The organism is Limosilactobacillus agrestimuris (assembly GCF_943193105.1).
In the GTDB taxonomy this organism is placed as follows: domain Bacteria; phylum Bacillota; class Bacilli; order Lactobacillales; family Lactobacillaceae; genus Limosilactobacillus; species Limosilactobacillus agrestimuris.
In genome coordinates, this window is the sequence record NZ_CALPCW010000013.1 from 13188 (window position 1) to 28176 (window position 14989).

General features: G+C 40.6%; 13 protein-coding genes. All 13 read right to left on the reverse strand.

Annotated elements, in window-relative coordinates; translation table 11 throughout:
- Positions 1 to 60: 60 nt before the first annotated feature.
- The 13 genes from NFR46_RS07960 to NFR46_RS08020 all read right to left on the reverse strand — a co-directional run bounded on the left by NFR46_RS07960 (position 61) and on the right by NFR46_RS08020 (position 14989).
- On the reverse strand, positions 61 to 915 hold the full coding sequence (locus NFR46_RS07960; protein ID WP_251576292.1) for a transporter substrate-binding domain-containing protein: 855 nt from the start codon (positions 913 to 915) through the stop codon (positions 61 to 63).
- Positions 916 to 930: 15 nt separating this feature from the next.
- On the reverse strand, positions 931 to 1671 hold the full coding sequence (locus NFR46_RS07965) for an amino acid ABC transporter ATP-binding protein (RefSeq protein WP_251576294.1): 741 nt from the start codon (positions 1669 to 1671) through the stop codon (positions 931 to 933).
- Between the two features lie 12 nt (positions 1672 to 1683).
- The gene (locus NFR46_RS07970) at positions 1684 to 2364 is read right to left on the reverse strand and encodes an amino acid ABC transporter permease (protein WP_251576296.1); all 681 of its coding nucleotides are present in this window, start codon (positions 2362 to 2364) and stop codon (positions 1684 to 1686) included.
- The gene (locus tag NFR46_RS07975) at positions 2345 to 3004 is read right to left on the reverse strand and encodes an amino acid ABC transporter permease (RefSeq protein WP_251576298.1); all 660 of its coding nucleotides are present in this window, start codon (positions 3002 to 3004) and stop codon (positions 2345 to 2347) included. Before NFR46_RS07975 ends, NFR46_RS07970 begins: the two co-directional genes overlap by 20 nt.
- A gap of 341 nt (positions 3005 to 3345) precedes the next feature.
- Positions 3346 to 3531: a hypothetical protein gene (locus NFR46_RS07980; RefSeq protein WP_251576300.1), complete on the reverse strand. Its 186-nt coding sequence runs from the start codon at positions 3529 to 3531 to the stop codon at positions 3346 to 3348.
- Positions 3515 to 4858, reverse strand: coding sequence for an accessory Sec system glycosylation chaperone GtfB (gtfB, locus tag NFR46_RS07985; RefSeq protein WP_251576302.1), 1344 nt, complete (start codon positions 4856 to 4858; stop codon positions 3515 to 3517). Before gtfB ends, NFR46_RS07980 begins: the two co-directional genes overlap by 17 nt.
- Positions 4851 to 6386 (reverse strand): accessory Sec system glycosyltransferase GtfA, encoded by a 1536-nt coding sequence (gene gtfA, locus NFR46_RS07990; RefSeq protein WP_251576304.1) that lies wholly within the window; start codon positions 6384 to 6386, stop codon positions 4851 to 4853. Before gtfA ends, gtfB begins: the two co-directional genes overlap by 8 nt.
- A 20-nt stretch (positions 6387 to 6406) precedes the next feature.
- On the reverse strand, positions 6407 to 8773 hold the full coding sequence (secA2, locus tag NFR46_RS07995) for an accessory Sec system translocase SecA2 (RefSeq protein ID WP_251576306.1): 2367 nt from the start codon (positions 8771 to 8773) through the stop codon (positions 6407 to 6409).
- Positions 8770 to 9672 (reverse strand): accessory Sec system protein Asp3, encoded by a 903-nt coding sequence (gene asp3, locus NFR46_RS08000; protein WP_251576308.1) that lies wholly within the window; start codon positions 9670 to 9672, stop codon positions 8770 to 8772. The genes secA2 and asp3 overlap by 4 nt, the downstream gene beginning before the upstream one ends.
- A gap of 4 nt (positions 9673 to 9676) precedes the next feature.
- Complete coding sequence (asp2, locus tag NFR46_RS08005) at positions 9677 to 11188, reverse strand: accessory Sec system protein Asp2 (protein ID WP_251576310.1); 1512 nt, start codon at positions 11186 to 11188, stop codon at positions 9677 to 9679.
- 11 nt (positions 11189 to 11199) lie between these two features.
- Complete coding sequence (asp1, locus tag NFR46_RS08010; protein WP_251576312.1) at positions 11200 to 12720, reverse strand: accessory Sec system protein Asp1; 1521 nt, start codon at positions 12718 to 12720, stop codon at positions 11200 to 11202.
- 2 nt (positions 12721 to 12722) lie between these two features.
- Positions 12723 to 13916: an accessory Sec system protein translocase subunit SecY2 gene (gene secY2, locus NFR46_RS08015; protein ID WP_251576313.1), complete on the reverse strand. Its 1194-nt coding sequence runs from the start codon at positions 13914 to 13916 to the stop codon at positions 12723 to 12725.
- A gap of 518 nt (positions 13917 to 14434) precedes the next feature.
- Positions 14435 to 14989: a glycosyltransferase family 2 protein gene (locus NFR46_RS08020; protein ID WP_251576316.1), complete on the reverse strand. Its 555-nt coding sequence runs from the start codon at positions 14987 to 14989 to the stop codon at positions 14435 to 14437.

Here is a 14989-nt window from a genome sequence, read left to right on the forward strand (position 1 = left end):
TGACCGCAATCTCCGCCTAAATATCCCGGACTTGATTGCTAGTCCGTCACGGCTCACACTCTACTTATCCAACACAATATCTCCCGGCTTTACTTCGCTGCCGAAGTAAGGCTTTAATTGGCTATTGTAGTCTTGGTTGAAGAAGCCCTTCTTGGTTAACTTGGTGATTTCATTGTTGGACCAATCGAGGAGGGACTTGTTACCCTTCTTAACGGCTGGAGAAATGTATTGCTTAGGACCGATGCTCTTGATACCAACAGTGTACTTTGGGTTCTTCTTTACCCAAGCGTAGAGGTAGGAGTTATCATCGGCCAAGGCAGCGGCACGGTTATTCCTTAAAGCGTTGAATTGTTGGGTCTTGGAGTCAAACTTCAAGAGTTGAACGCCGGGTTGCTTACTAGTGAAGTAGTTTTCAGCAGTAGTTCCCTTAGTAACGATGACCTTCTTACCCTTCAATTGGCTAACCTTGGTGATGGCCTTCTTCTTAGGAGAAACAACACCAACGGAAACTTTCATGTAAGGCTTAGCGAAGTCAACGACCTTCTTCCGCTCTGGGGTAACGGTGAAGTTAGCCAAAACGATATCGGCCTTGTTGGAGTTCAAAGTGTCCACCCGATTATTGGCGTTAACTTGGATGAACTTTGGCTTTACTCCAAGATCCTTGGCCATTTGGCGGGCTAATTCAACATCATAACCAACCCGCTTGCCGTCCTTGTTTACCCAACCATATGGGGGTAAGTCACCAAAGACGGCGACCCGGAGCGTACCCCGCTTCTTAATGGCGGAAACAGAACTTGAGTTACTTGCGGCACTAGCCGTGGTTGGCTTAACGTAGCTTGATCCGGCAAGCAATGCGACTGCACCGGCTACGGTAAGGGCACCGGCAATAATTTTCTTCCAATTAATCTTCTTCATCTTAACTCTTCCTTCCTAAAATTCCATACTTGATAAGAATTCCGCTGCTCTGGCGGTTTGGGGGTGTTCAAAGAATTGCTTCCCTGGGGTTTCTTCCAGGATCCGGCCGTTCTCTAAGAACAGGACCCGGTCCGCAATCTGGGCAGCAAAGTTCATTTCGTGGGTCACAATGATCATCGTCATGTGATCCCGATCTGATAACTCCTTAATGATTTCGAGAACGCCATGGACCATTTCGGGATCTAGTGATGCGGTCACTTCGTCAAAGAGCATCAATTCGGGGTGCATAGCTAATGCCCGAACGATGGCGATCCGTTGCTTTTGTCCACCGGATAATTGCCGAGGGTATGAATTAGCTTGATCTGCCAGATCGACCCGGTCCAAGAGCTCCATCGCTTCCTTTTTAACATCCGCGCGGTTCCGTCCTTGGACCTTTGTTGGGGCCAAGAGGATATTATCCAACACTGTCAAGTTCGGGAAAAGATCGTAACTCTGGAAAACCATTCCGATTTCTTGACGCAACTTTTGCCATTCCTTCGGGGTTGGATCAATTTTCTTTCCTTTAAAGTAAATGCTTCCTTCTCGGAAGGATTCAAGACCATTGAGCGTCCTGATCAAGGTACTCTTCCCCGAACCAGACGGCCCAAGGAGGGTCACAACTTCACCCTTCTTGAGATCAAAGTTAATGTCGTGGAGGGCTTGCCAATCACCATAAAACTTATTTAAATGTTCAACTTTTAGAATTTCTTCCGTCATAATTCCACCTGCCTATTTTCGTTCTGCCTTTGCGGTTAAGTGCTTTGACCATAGTGATAACGGGTAATCAACGATAAAGTAGAGGATAAAGATTAACCCGTACACCCAGAAGATTCCGGTTGGGTGCGTCTGGTTATTCGCCTCAATAATCTGTTGACCGACATTGATTACATCCATAACACTAATCATCAGCAACAGCGAAGTCGTCTTGATCACCCGGGTAGCCAAGTTAATGGTTGCTGGCAATTCAAGCTGGATTGCTTGGGGAAGTAGGACATAGCGGAAAAGCTGCCATTGGTTCAAGCCCAATGCTAAGCCAGATTCTCGCTGGTGTTGGGGAACCGATTCAAGCGCTCCCCGAACGATGTCACTAAATTCAGCAGCGACCCACAGGGAGAACGCTAAGACTGCCATCCAAGTTGCCGGGAGGTTAATATCAAACTGCCGTGGCAAGATGTAATAAACCAGGAACAAGAGGACTACCGTCGGGACGATCCGGAAAAATTCCAGGTATAACAAGAGGATGAAGCGGATAATCCGACTCCGCATGGTCCGTAAAAGGCCAAAGATTGTCCCAATCAAAAGACCAATCACTAGGGAAACAACCGCGATCCAAACCGACGTCCATAGACCGTCCATTAGTCGGGCAAAGTTCGTTCCTTCAAAGAGAACACTAATCCCCGAATGCGCCATAACGGACCCTCCTTTCAAGCCAATCAAGTAGTAAGATTACTGGAATCATGATAATTGCGTAGGCGATTACCAACATCAATAGGTATTCGTTGGACCGGTAGTACATTCCAATCAAATCCAAGGCGGTGTTGGTTAGTTCCGGAATGGCGATTACAGAAAAGATTGATGTTTCCTTAATCAGGAAAATAATGTTCGCTGCCAATGCCGGAACACTCAACGATAAGCCTTGGGGCAAGACGACGTACCGAGCAAGTTGGTACTGGTTCATCCCCAGTGCCTCCCCCGCGTCAATCTGGGTTTGGCTCACCCCGTTGAAACCACCGGTGAATCCCTCAGCCATGTACGCACCACCGAGGAAAATTAAACCGATAATCCCACAGGTCTCAGCCGTCATCTTAATCCCCATTACCGGAAATGCATAGTACAGGAAAAATAGCTGAATTAGTAAGGGGGTATTTCGTGCAACCTCAACGTAAATCCCGAATACCTGACGTAATATCGGGATCCGGAAGTACTGAATCAAACTCGTAATGATACCAACAATAATCGATCCAACAATCCCAACCAGTGAAAGCCATAGAGTTAATTTAAACCCTTGGACAAAATTAGGCAGGCTTTGCTGGATTATCGTCCAATCCATCGATAGATCATCCTCTCTCCTTTTTTACTGCGAAGCTAAACAAAAAAGGCTTACAATTCCAAATCCAGAATTGTAAGCCTAGTTTATGAGCAGTTAAAATAAACACTTATCTCAACCATTTACTAGAGTACAAATTACTGAATTTTTCCACACCAAAAGCCTTGTCACAAACACTGCAACAAGCAAGACAAACTTCTTTTGGCATGGTAAAACTCTGCATAATTTGAACTCCCTTCGTGATTAATTACCTAAATTCTACATGATAATTACTAAAAGTCAATAGGATTAGCTAACTTTTTGTAAGTTTTCAATAGAGATTAACTACCCAGTACTCCTCATAACTAGAAAATGCTTACCAATGAAGTCAAAAGAACAACAATTAGAATAATTCCCATGATAATTTTAGTGGGACTAAACTTTTCAGGCTTTTTTGCATATGCCTTCCGGTGTTCCTTTTCAACATGGTTTAACCGATCAAGGGCATGCTTCTCTACCATTGACTCATTATTATTATCTTGCTTTGCCATCTGTTATCGCCCCAATTACTTCTTTATACTGTTCAACAGTTGAATCATTAGCATATTCACGTTGAGTATCAATTAGTTTCTTCATTAGCGCTGGTTTGAGCAATGCCGTTAAGACTGTTTGGGTCATCTGCTGAGCTTGATTAGACTCAAAGACGTTTTGTGGGGCAACAAATTGCGGCTCATGAAGAGTATCCTTAAAGCCAAGAATCAACATATTTTGTTCAAATGCCGCCCGAACACTGTCAAGGATTTCACTACCATGATTAATATCAAGATAAATATCACAATCTTTTAATAACTGTAAGGCTCGCTTTCGACTAACATTTGGATAAACTTCAACATTTGGTCGTTCACCAAATGCCAATAATTTCCCAGACATTTCTGTTACCGCAGCAATCCGGAATTCAATATTTGGCATTACATTTACTAATTGATCCAAATGTTCAATTTCATCAGAATTAGTCATAATTAAAATCCGCGGTTGAAGTTTATTTCCTCGTGGATGAGGATAAATCATCCCCAAGTAATGAAGATCAGCTACATTACCCGTTCCTTCAGGGAATAATTTTCGCCGGCGAATCCAATCACGGTGCTTTTGGAAAACAATGTGCTTTGTTCGCGTATTTTTGTTAAGAAGGTATTGCATATTACCAGGGATCGTTGCACCAGTATCCTCATTCCAAAATAGGGTATCTGTTCCACCAGCTGGTAATTCATCCATCACCCATAGCGGATGACTCAGCGAGTTATAGAAGACGTGATCTAAGTTATATTTACGAAATTGGAGATAGAAGGTTACAAACTTAGCTAGTGACGTAAAGTGCCGATGGAGCCCCTTTACATCCAAGAAAAGATCTTCAGCTGCAAAATTCCACTCAATTACGGTCTGACCATGATTATTAAAGTATTTTCGGTAAGTTGCTTTTCCATCTTGATAATAGGTCTTAGCAAAAAGGTGACCATGATTATTGTAGTGATCAACCCATGATGTCGTCCCAACGTCATTAAACCACTGGACTTCTTTAACAAAGCGGGAATTATCCGTTGCACTGTAAATAATCCGCGCTTTCATTTTGTCTAAATCATAAATCTGACCACTTTCGCCAGTACTCAAGATCCGCCAATAGTACGGAATCTTAAGTTGATCAAAGTAGAGTGGATCATGATCATCATTTAAATTACAGAAGTACTTAAATGGTGAGTCAACATCATCAGGCAAAAAGCCATTATCAATCATTGCTACTGATGGAATCTTAATTTTGGCCATTTTTTGTGAAAAAAGGAAATCACGGGAACTACCATCATATTTTTCAAATAGGTTAATCATTCTTCAATTCCTCCAATAGCTTTCCCCAGCGTTTAGCAACATTATCGGTTAAATATGGCTCAGCCAATTCATATGAACGCTGGACGAACTTTTCTTGATCGGCTTTGATAAAGAGTTTGACGACCGCTCCGGCCAAAAGGTCAACCTTTTTATCATCACTCCAATCTTGAGCATACGGCAATAGGTAACCATTTTTACCATCATCAATGAAGGTTTGGTTACCATATGGAACATCAAAACCAATCATTGGTAATCCGGAACCAACTGCTTCAAGCAAACTCAAGCCAAATCCTTCACTAGTTGAACCGGCGATATAGGCAGCATACTTCTGATAAACGGTAGTTAGATCATGCTGCCCCATGAGGCGAATATATGAATGTGCCTTATACTGGTTAATTAATTGACTCAGGCGGCTCATTTCACCACCCTGGCCATAAATATCAAGCGTTACATCCGGAACTTCCTGATGGGCTTTTGCTACTGCTTTAATTAGCCAATCAATATGCTTTTCAGTAGCCAATCGGGAAGCAGTAATGAGGGAATGAGGTTTCCGTATAGTTGTCGGCTTCGTCAATTGCTTAAGGTTTCCCACGGGAATCGTTGTAACATTTGGCTGAACATTTTGATACTGTTTAAACTGCTTTTTCAATAAATCACGTTGCTTATCAGTCGCAACGATAAAACTAGCGACATCCTTAGTATGAGTGAATTGGTACTCATAGAAGTTGTTCCATAAAATATTTTTCTTGGTAGTGTAGTGAGCATCATAGTGATCCGCATGAACCACGATTACCAACTTGGCGGGATTATGGTGTTCAAAAATTAATTGACCATTAATCAAGATATTCCCATCATCTTCCCGATCAAGAATAATGGTGTCATCCTTAGTTAACTTTAGTTGCTTCAACATTTCTAAATAAAGGTCATTCTTTGAATAGTAGATCTTATCAGGAAACTCAAAAACCTCATGTTGTCCCCGAACATGTTGAGTATAAGCAACACTACCGTCTTCATTATAGAAGTCACGGTGGGTAACCTGGTTATTCCCCTTAACCCCATTATAATATTCAGTTGCGTACTTCGTGTAAGAGTAGAAATCACGCTTAACCATCACATCGTTAGCAACATAGGATACTTGATCAATCGTTTTCTTTTTCTGATCATGAAAACGAACATTAATCGATAATCCTTCATCAGCTAAAGTATAGAAATAGTTCTTTCCGCCATTAATTTCTTCACGTTTAGCATTCCGTTCATTAAGATTAATATCCTTTTCAAATTTACTCAACGGGTAATCTGATGGAGCAATCCGCACGTCAGTAAAGAAATTGTAAAACCAGATAATCTCATCATCGGAATAGCCAAGATTCTTTGTTAGATCTTCGATATTATTGGCCAAGATCAGATCTGAAAAGATAAATTTAGCTGGTACTTTTAATTTTCGCAAGGATTGAGCACGGTAAGCCTGGGCGTATTCTACACCACTGCTTGCCCAACCAATCCCGAGGTTGACATTATATACAGTCATCTAATCGTCCTCCCGTGTAACTAGTTGAAACTAACTACTAGTTGGTTCTTCTTATTTAGTTTAATCCGACTAAGCAGCAAGTTATCAACCGCTTTTTTTCGTGCTTCACGAAGCATATTTTTGTAAGAGTTAAAAGCCTTTACTTGATATACATAACCGGGATCACGACCAGAAAGTGACCATGGTTCAACAATAATTCGTAAATCATTAAGGTAATTAACCTGATCAGTCCAACAATTATCCAACGCAGTTAACAGGGCTGAACGGTAAAACTGGTTTAACTGCTCCGTATTAATTAAGGTCTTGTACTTTTCCTTCAAAATATCAGTACATAAACCTTCAAGATATTTCTTTAGCGCTTTACGGTTATACATTAGGTTATCTGGGACCTTTACTTCCTTATACGTAAAGTGCTCATTAATTAAGTGTTGTAACTGACTAGGCGTCCATTCGGTCTGGGTGTTTAAGAAATCATCAATCCCTTCACTTAACCAGTTACCAACCGTTCGCTCTAGCCGGGCATTATTCATCAACTTTGCCCGTTCCTTGTAGAATTGAGTCCGTTGAATCCGCAAAGCTACTTCATACTTATTCGTCTTCTTCCGTGAACGAACTTCACCATCCGCTACACGACTCTTTAACATTTCAAGACTAAACCGGATTCGTGGGCTCTTTAGTTCCTTGGGCATTGCACCTTTACGACGCTTTTCAACTAACTTCCGGTACATCTTTTTGAATCGCTTAGTACTTGCCTTTGCAATGTAGCTATCTTCCAGTGAAATATAGAACTGACTCGAACCGGGGTCACCCTGCCGACCCGCACGACCAGCAAGCTGTAACTTAACCCGTTCCGGAAGCATCTCAGTCCCAATAACGGCAAGACCACCCTTTTCCTTAACACCAGGTCCTAATTTAATATCGGTTCCCCGTCCGGCCATGTTAGTTGCTACCGTTACCGCTCCTGGCTGACCAGCATCCTTAACAATTGCAGCTTCTCGAGCAATATTAAAGGCGTTTAGGACGTTATGCGGAATTCCCCGGTCCAGGAGTAATTCAGAAATAATTTCAGAATTTTCTACTGAACCAGCAACTAGTAAAATTGGGCGTCCTGCTTTATGGAGAGTGATGGCATCATTAAGAGCCTGCATTAGTTTTTCTGAAGTTGTTAGGTAGATCTTAGCCGGATAATCTTTCCGAATAACTGGCTTATGAGTAGGGATCTGAACAACTTTCATATTATAAACGTTGATAAATTCGTCTTCATCACCCTTAACAGTCCCACTCATTCCGGAGATTTTATCGAATAGTCCAAAGAGGCTTGGGAATGTAATCGAAGCTGCCGTTTTCTGGTTATCAGTAACATCAACATGCTCCTTTTGCTCAACTGCCTGGTGAAGACCAGTATTAACCTTAACCCCGTTTTTCAGCCGACCATCAGTTTCATCAAGGAGAACAACCTTCCCCTTTTCAACCAGGTAATCATGACCATTCTTCATGAAATAGTGAGCCCGCAATGCCAAAGCAATGTGACGGTATACTTCACGGCTTTCATCATCATACAGGTTCCGAATCCGGAAATATTGTTCGGCACGTTGGACACCGTTATAGGTCAACCAAACTGCCTTATCCCGCCGACGGACAGTAAAGTCACGTTTTGGTACAAGTGTCCGCACAAAGTCATCACAAAGCCGATAAAGGTTAGACTGAAGCATCGGGGCACTTGCAACAACAAATGGTGACGTAGCCTGGTCTAAAAGCACATCGTCCACTTCATCAATGATTACGTAGTGGTAGGGACGCAAATATTGACCATCCTTATTTGCCGCCAAGTTATTAAATAAGTAATCGAAAGCAAGGTTACTTGCGGTTGTGTACAGAATATCTGAGTTGTACCATTTCCGCTTTTCTTCGGGACGAACTTTCCGGTCTGGATCATCTTTAGGAAAACCAGTACTTACAGTTAGCCCCATCCACTCATAAACGGGGGCTAATTGCTCCTCATCACGTTGTGCCAGGTAGGTATTTGGCGTCACCAAAATCGCACCCTGCTTGCTTAAAGCATTGAGATACAAGGCTAAGGTAGCAGTTAAAGTCTTCCCTTCACCGGTTTTCATTTCAGCAATGTAACCCTGATTAAGGACAATGGCTCCCATTACCTGAGTATCATAAGGAAACATCTTGAGCACCCGTAAATCGGCCTCACGCATAGCAGCAAAGGCCCGTGGAAGGATTTGATCCACAGTCTTCCCATCAGCTAATTGTTTTTGAAGAATTTTAGTTTGTGACTTCAATTCTTCATCACTCATCTTGCGCATTTTGGGAGCCCACTTATTGACTTTCCGCAATTGACGCTTGATTTTATGACGTTCAACAGCATCAAGAATCATTTAACTTTCACCCCTCCCCATAGACCATTTATTGCGTGAGTAATCGCGATCCAGTCAGGATCAACTAGGTTATTGTTACTCCATTCCGGAATATCACGGCTCGCATAAATCTCATAATCAATATGCAGCTTGTCATCTTGACTTGCCTCAGTTAGCAATAATTTGGTCTGAGGACTAGCTTTATGAACTCTTCGCAAAACTTTATCCAAATCAGCTGATGTGCTAATCAAGTGAGCATAGAGCTGATTCTTTTGCTCTAACCAATGAACAAGTGCTTCTACCAAATCACCATCATATTGCCAGCCGATACTGATAATCTGTAACGGAAGACCATTAAGCATCTTTCCTACCGACTCCCAAGTTTTCTTTACCCGTTTAGGATCATGCATTACCACAACATTTACGGGTTGATCAGAATCTGCGTTGATCGGCTTATGAAACCATAAATTCTCATGAACACTTCGCGGTAACTTTGCCGGACAGATTTCTAGTCGTTTGAACTGTAAACTAGTACAACCCGTGTTTACTAAACTAATTTCGTAATGGACTGCCCCAGCCGGATAGGTAAAGGCCTTCTCCAAGTTATGAAATTCTAGTCGACTAATTTCATCCCCCTGACCATTAAAAAACACAATTCGCGTAAAGAAACCCTGTGCTGGTTCAGAGGAAGCTTTAACCGAAATTCGGTAGCGTTGGTTAATTCGTAATAATGGTAATTGGGGAACTATCTTACTTGATTGAAAATTATAAACAGAACTCCACTTAATAATATTCTTTCCCGGAACCATGAGTGGGTTATTAAAATCCACTTCTTTTTTGGCGGAAATTGTTACTTTGGAACCGTTATAGTAAGTGTTCCATGCTGGTCCCCAATATACCTGGTTAATATAACTTTGCATTTTATTAGCCCTTCCTACCAAAATCATTTTGCATCAATTCTTTTAAACGACTAACAAACCAACTAACAACTTCAGGATTATCATTGTGTCGACCGGGAAATCCTTTATAGATAAACTGACGTGCTTTTTTTACTGCCCGATTATTTGCCAGATCATGATAAGCTAGATTGTCATAATCATCATCTTTCATATAAGCAATAAATAATTTGGTATTTGTTAGATCACATTCGGTAAAGTCTTCCCAGAAGGTTTGGTCAATCATGTTCAAATCAGCAATACTTAAATTTTTGGTCAACTGTGAGTCAATATCAAAAATCGTATCGAACTCATCCGGTCGATGAAGACGTCCCCGCAATGCTACATAACCGAGGTTCGTAATTGGCTTAGATACAATAATTGCATGCGCCCCTAATTCTGCCCCATACTTTAGAGCTGGATACGTCCCCATCGATATTCCGTTCATTACTAACTGATCTCTTGTAAAACCAAGCTCTTTAAGGTGCTTAACAATCTTCTCCTTAATGAGTTCAGACATCTTAGAACCAGTATAGAACTGGCCAACCTCTAAACGGGGATCAGTGAAGAGAAGGGATGGAGCATGAACACTCCTAAACAGTGGGTAAGCTTCAAACCCTTCCAATTCACGGGCACCTGAGAAGTAAACATTTAGCGGTGGCTTTAAATCACCGGGGTTAAAGTACACCCCGACTTCTTCCCTCGTTTGGGGATCAACCAATCGATCACCACCAACAATGTAATTACCAACCCCACGTCGGGACCAGCGAAGATGGAGGTTACCAAGGATAAGAACACCTTGTCCACACGCTTCTAATTGAACATTTGTCAGTCGTCCAACTTCAACTGGATCTAATGGTAATTCTTGTTCCTGTGTTGAATCCATATCGAGTACAAACGACTTTGCTGGATCACCATCGCCCCCAAGCGGACTATAAAATGCTCGTAAACGAAGATGTAAGTCATCAGTACTCTGCTGCTCAAGCCAGAATTTAACAACTTTATTTGGATCAACATAAAGCGAAGGACGGTAATTTCCTAGAGAGCGCCACTGATCTCCAGTATCAATATTTAAGATCAGGTGTCCCTCATCATGAAACTCCATTTCCTGAATATACTGGTCATCAATCATCAAATTCTGTGGTGAAACCCGCATTCCAGACTGACCAAAATAATACTTACTAGGTAAACTTTCGATCAATGCCTGTGGTTCCTCTTTGATCGGCTTTGCTAATTGCAAGCGAAGATAAGTTTGCCCGGCAAGACTAATCTGATCTTTTGCCTCTGGAGTATAGAGTACAGTATATGGATCAGACAACCACTGTAATTTTGCCCAGTCTTCATCACTCAACTGGCTTGGACCAGTAATAATTACAACCGTATAGCGATGCGGTTTTTCATCTTCTACTGGTCGTGGGTATGCGTTATATTCCCACTCTACGTCTTCAGGAATTGCATATTGTGTAGACCAATCTTCCGGTCCTAATTGAAGAACATTCATAACCGCTCACCTCACTTTGCTGTAACCCGTTGCCAAACTTTTAGCATATTTTCTTTTGAGTATTGATTAAGCATTTGAACATCATATGTTAATGCCATATTCCAGTTCTTTAAGCTATCAATATAGTAGCTTAATGCTACCGGTAGCTGGAGCATATTCTCACAAATAAAGCCATTCTTCTTATCAACAATCGCCGCAGTCTCAACCTGACGAATTTGTGGTATTCCAACATTAATTGTTGCCATTTGGAGGAAACTATCCGGTTGTTCACCCCAGTCGATAACAAGCCTAATCTTATCCAGTGCACTCATCACATCGTTATTATTTGTCCAACGGTGAACCCGAATTTCTAGTTCAGGCGTCTCATCATCTTCATCTGGAATGACACGTTTGAGCATCGGCTTGTCTGGTTTGAGTTTAAACTCCCCGGGATGAGCTTCCTTGAGTTCTTCAATCATTTGGTTTGCTAACTGCTCTTTTTCGCTGGTATAAGCAAACATATAGAGAGCCTCACCCTTAGGATTCTTAAGTAACCGTTGATAAATCAACTCAATAATTGGTCGTAATAGGTTAGGATCAATATCCTCAACAAAAACACCAATTCGTTGCTGAAGGATCCGTTGACTATGTCCTAATTTAAATTGGGATGGGAAAAGAGGGATAACTCCAGTCTGAATGGCGACCATGTAGTTTTTCTTCAGCATTGCAGAAGTTTCTTCTGAATCGGCGAAGACACCTTGATTGGCCTCACTTCGTAATGCTTGAAGGGCCTTTTGGAATGGGTGCCAATTGCTTACCGAATAAACAGGCCGTAATCTAGCAAAAGTTTCATTTTTTACCGTCGACTGATCATCCATTGTTACAACAAGGTTATCTTCCTTATGTAAGTAAGCAAGAAAGTGTTCTTCAACAATTTCAGAAATCAAATCTGTCATTTGCGAATAATGAAGTTGTTTAGTAAACCGTGGTAAATCAGGATTAATCTCTACTTCATCGTTTTTAAAGAAGTGTTTTAATCGCCAATGTCCCTGTTCATCATAATAAGTATTAATAATTGTTTGTTGATTTTCTAGCTGTCTTTCACGAGAAATAAATCCTCGACTATCAATATCAAGGATTCGTTTAACTTGTCCCTGTTGATCGTAATACTCAACAGCAAGTATTTTCCCTTGATTATCAAATGTAATCTTGGCATAGTTTTTATCTTTATGAATTGCATATACCCGGAAGGCAGTGTAATTAAAACTAATATCATCAGGCCAAGTCAGATCACGCAACCTAATTACTCGACTAGCAAGGTGATCGATTCCCTGTAAATAATCAAAGACAGAAAAGATTCTTGCAGGTGCTAATGCCATTTCATTTAACTTTGTCATTAACTGTGGCTGGTAGTCAGTTATAACTAAGCCAACCTTATTCTGAGTATTTTGTAAGAGTTGCATATGACTTGTTGCATCATCGAAGGCAATTTTAGGAACAGTCGTGGCCCAATCCTCCTTTAGGTCATGCCAAGCTGGTACTAAATAATCCAAGATTATCCCTCTTTCTTCATTAACTTCTCATAACGACTTGGGAACAAGAGCGTCAACAACTGATCCTTAATTCCTGTCATAAACATGACTAACATAACAATGTTCATTGGAATAACTGCAAAACCAGCAAGCTTTCCTAAAAGCTGGTTTCCCAATAACCCTAGCGTTAGTTGGATCGCATTTAAAAGAGCACCCCAAAACGAAACACGCAATAGCTTTTGTTTTAGGTATTCTTGTGTTGGTTTCCCCGGACGGATACCGAGAACATAGTTGTTACTATTTCGAAGTTGTTTTGCCTGTTCCTTAGGATTAAACTGCATAAATGCGAAGAAGTAGAATAGACCAAACGCCATAATCCCACTAATAGCTGCATCAAAATATACATTCGCAAAAATCGAATTCTGACCAAGGAAACTCCCGATCATCGTTGGGAACATTAGAAGTGCCATCCCAATCATATATGTCATCATTGCTCCAGAATTAAGACCGATTGGAACAATAATTGGCTTGGCGCTACTTGGCATTGATGTGTTAATGGTCTTAATTGGATAATAAGCATGACCAAAGGCATTCCAAAAGACAATTGCAAGAATTCCTACTAAAATCAACGCAACAACCCAAAAAGCTGGGTGTGGTAAAGTACTTATCCCCTGAACAGCCTTTTTTAAGTTTGGAAGTGACATTGTTACCATGTTAAAAAGAACGATTGTAATTGTTCCACCAATACCAAACTCCATGTTCATATATCCCATCCAAACAACAAACAAGCTTCCGGCAGTTAAAATAATAATCACCGCGATGGCTTGTAAAATGTCTGAAGTTAAGTGCAACCCAATCACAAGGGTAATTGCTTGGATTAAAGTCAGAATTAATGTTACGATTTGCTGAACTACCATCATCTGCCGCATTGACAGTGAATCAAGACTAAAAAGCTTCATCATCATTAGAAGCTGCATAATTAACATTGCAATCATTAGAGGGTTTAGCCCAATCATAAATAATGATAATTTTTGAAAATTAGCCCCACTCATAAAGCTAACAACGCTCAATGGCGTATTAGTTAATAAATGATTAAATGATTTGGTAAACCGGGCAAACGGAACCGGAATTGACGAGCCGAGCATGTAAACCAGCAATGTAAGCAACGTCACGGCAACTCGACGACGTAAATTAGACAACTGAGATGTTTTTCGCATTTTTCACACGCTTTCAAATTTATTATTGCTAAAAATAAATAAATAGTGACTTATCCCCAATAATTTTTCTCCACATATAAGGAGATTTTGATCACTAAATCTTGCTAACAACTTAATTTTAATGCAAATAGATCATAAATAAAACACTTATTACTATATAAATAAAGCAGGTCGATGAAAAAATAACTTTTTACCGACCTGTTTTATTTTATAAATTATTTTTTAACATTCTTAATTTAAAATCGACATCCTGGTATTCACGATACTTTCCGGCATTTAAATAGGCCTGACGACATATTCTTAGTCGCTTAACATATATTTTTTGTAAGATTCGCGTATCGTACCCATAAATACTCAGAAAGGTAATTTCCTCTTCTAGACTTCTCAATGGTCGAATTTGGCTCTGATTATTACCGTGTGACAAGCTTTGAGAATTGAGCCGATAGATATAATCTTCATCATCGAGGTACACGATCTTTTCTGATTGTAAATAGGTTTTCCAAGTTGTAAATTCATCATCAATCTTTGCAATAAACTTCCTTTAAAACCTCTTTTTTGTATAATTTCCCCCAGAGAACTGTATATACTAATTGTAAAAAATCGTCCTTACTGGTATAAGCATAATCAAACCATTCTCGAGGAGAGAAGGTCCGCTGCTCAACCTCATGGGCTGGCAAATGCATAAGCAGTTCACCATCATCACGATAGTACCGAAAGTCACTTACCGCAATCTGACTTTGAGTTAAGTAAAGAGCGTTAACTAACTCTTCAAAATAATTTGGCATTACGTAATCATCACTATCAATAAAGGCGATTAAATTGCCACTTGCGACATCCATCCCATAGTTACGCGCCTTGCCAACCCCCAAATTCTCCTGGTGAAATACCCGGACACGCGAATCTTGTTGCTGATAGTGGGTACAAATTGCAAGTGAGTGATCAGTTGAGCCATCATCAATTAAAATCAATTCAAGATTACGATAAGTCTGTCCTAAAATACTCTGAATACATTGTTCTAAATATTTTTCAGCGTTATAAACCGGAATAATTACTGATATCTGATCGCTTTCCAT

Excerpts from the sequence above, each read along its gene's own strand:
- NFR46_RS07970 (WP_251576296.1), bottom strand. The coding sequence starts at position 2,364 with ATGGCGCATTCGGGGATTAGTGTTCTCTTTGAAGGAACGAACTTTGCC.
- NFR46_RS07965 (WP_251576294.1), bottom strand. The coding sequence starts at position 1,671 with ATGACGGAAGAAATTCTAAAAGTTGAACATTTAAATAAGTTTTATGGT.
- asp3 (WP_251576308.1), bottom strand. The coding sequence starts at position 9,672 with ATGCAAAGTTATATTAACCAGGTATATTGGGGACCAGCATGGAACACT.
- asp2 (WP_251576310.1), bottom strand. The coding sequence starts at position 11,188 with ATGAATGTTCTTCAATTAGGACCGGAAGATTGGTCTACACAATATGCA.
- secY2 (WP_251576313.1), bottom strand. The coding sequence starts at position 13,916 with ATGCGAAAAACATCTCAGTTGTCTAATTTACGTCGTCGAGTTGCCGTG.
- NFR46_RS07975 (WP_251576298.1), bottom strand. The coding sequence starts at position 3,004 with ATGGATTGGACGATAATCCAGCAAAGCCTGCCTAATTTTGTCCAAGGG.
- NFR46_RS07980 (WP_251576300.1), bottom strand. The coding sequence starts at position 3,531 with ATGGCAAAGCAAGATAATAATAATGAGTCAATGGTAGAGAAGCATGCC.
- gtfA (WP_251576304.1), bottom strand. The coding sequence starts at position 6,386 with ATGACTGTATATAATGTCAACCTCGGGATTGGTTGGGCAAGCAGTGGT.
- gtfB (WP_251576302.1), bottom strand. The coding sequence starts at position 4,858 with ATGATTAACCTATTTGAAAAATATGATGGTAGTTCCCGTGATTTCCTT.
- secA2 (WP_251576306.1), bottom strand. The coding sequence starts at position 8,773 with ATGATTCTTGATGCTGTTGAACGTCATAAAATCAAGCGTCAATTGCGG.
- NFR46_RS08020 (WP_251576316.1), bottom strand. The coding sequence starts at position 14,989 with ATGGAAAGCGATCAGATATCAGTAATTATTCCGGTTTATAACGCTGAA.
- NFR46_RS07960 (WP_251576292.1), bottom strand. The coding sequence starts at position 915 with ATGAAGAAGATTAATTGGAAGAAAATTATTGCCGGTGCCCTTACCGTA.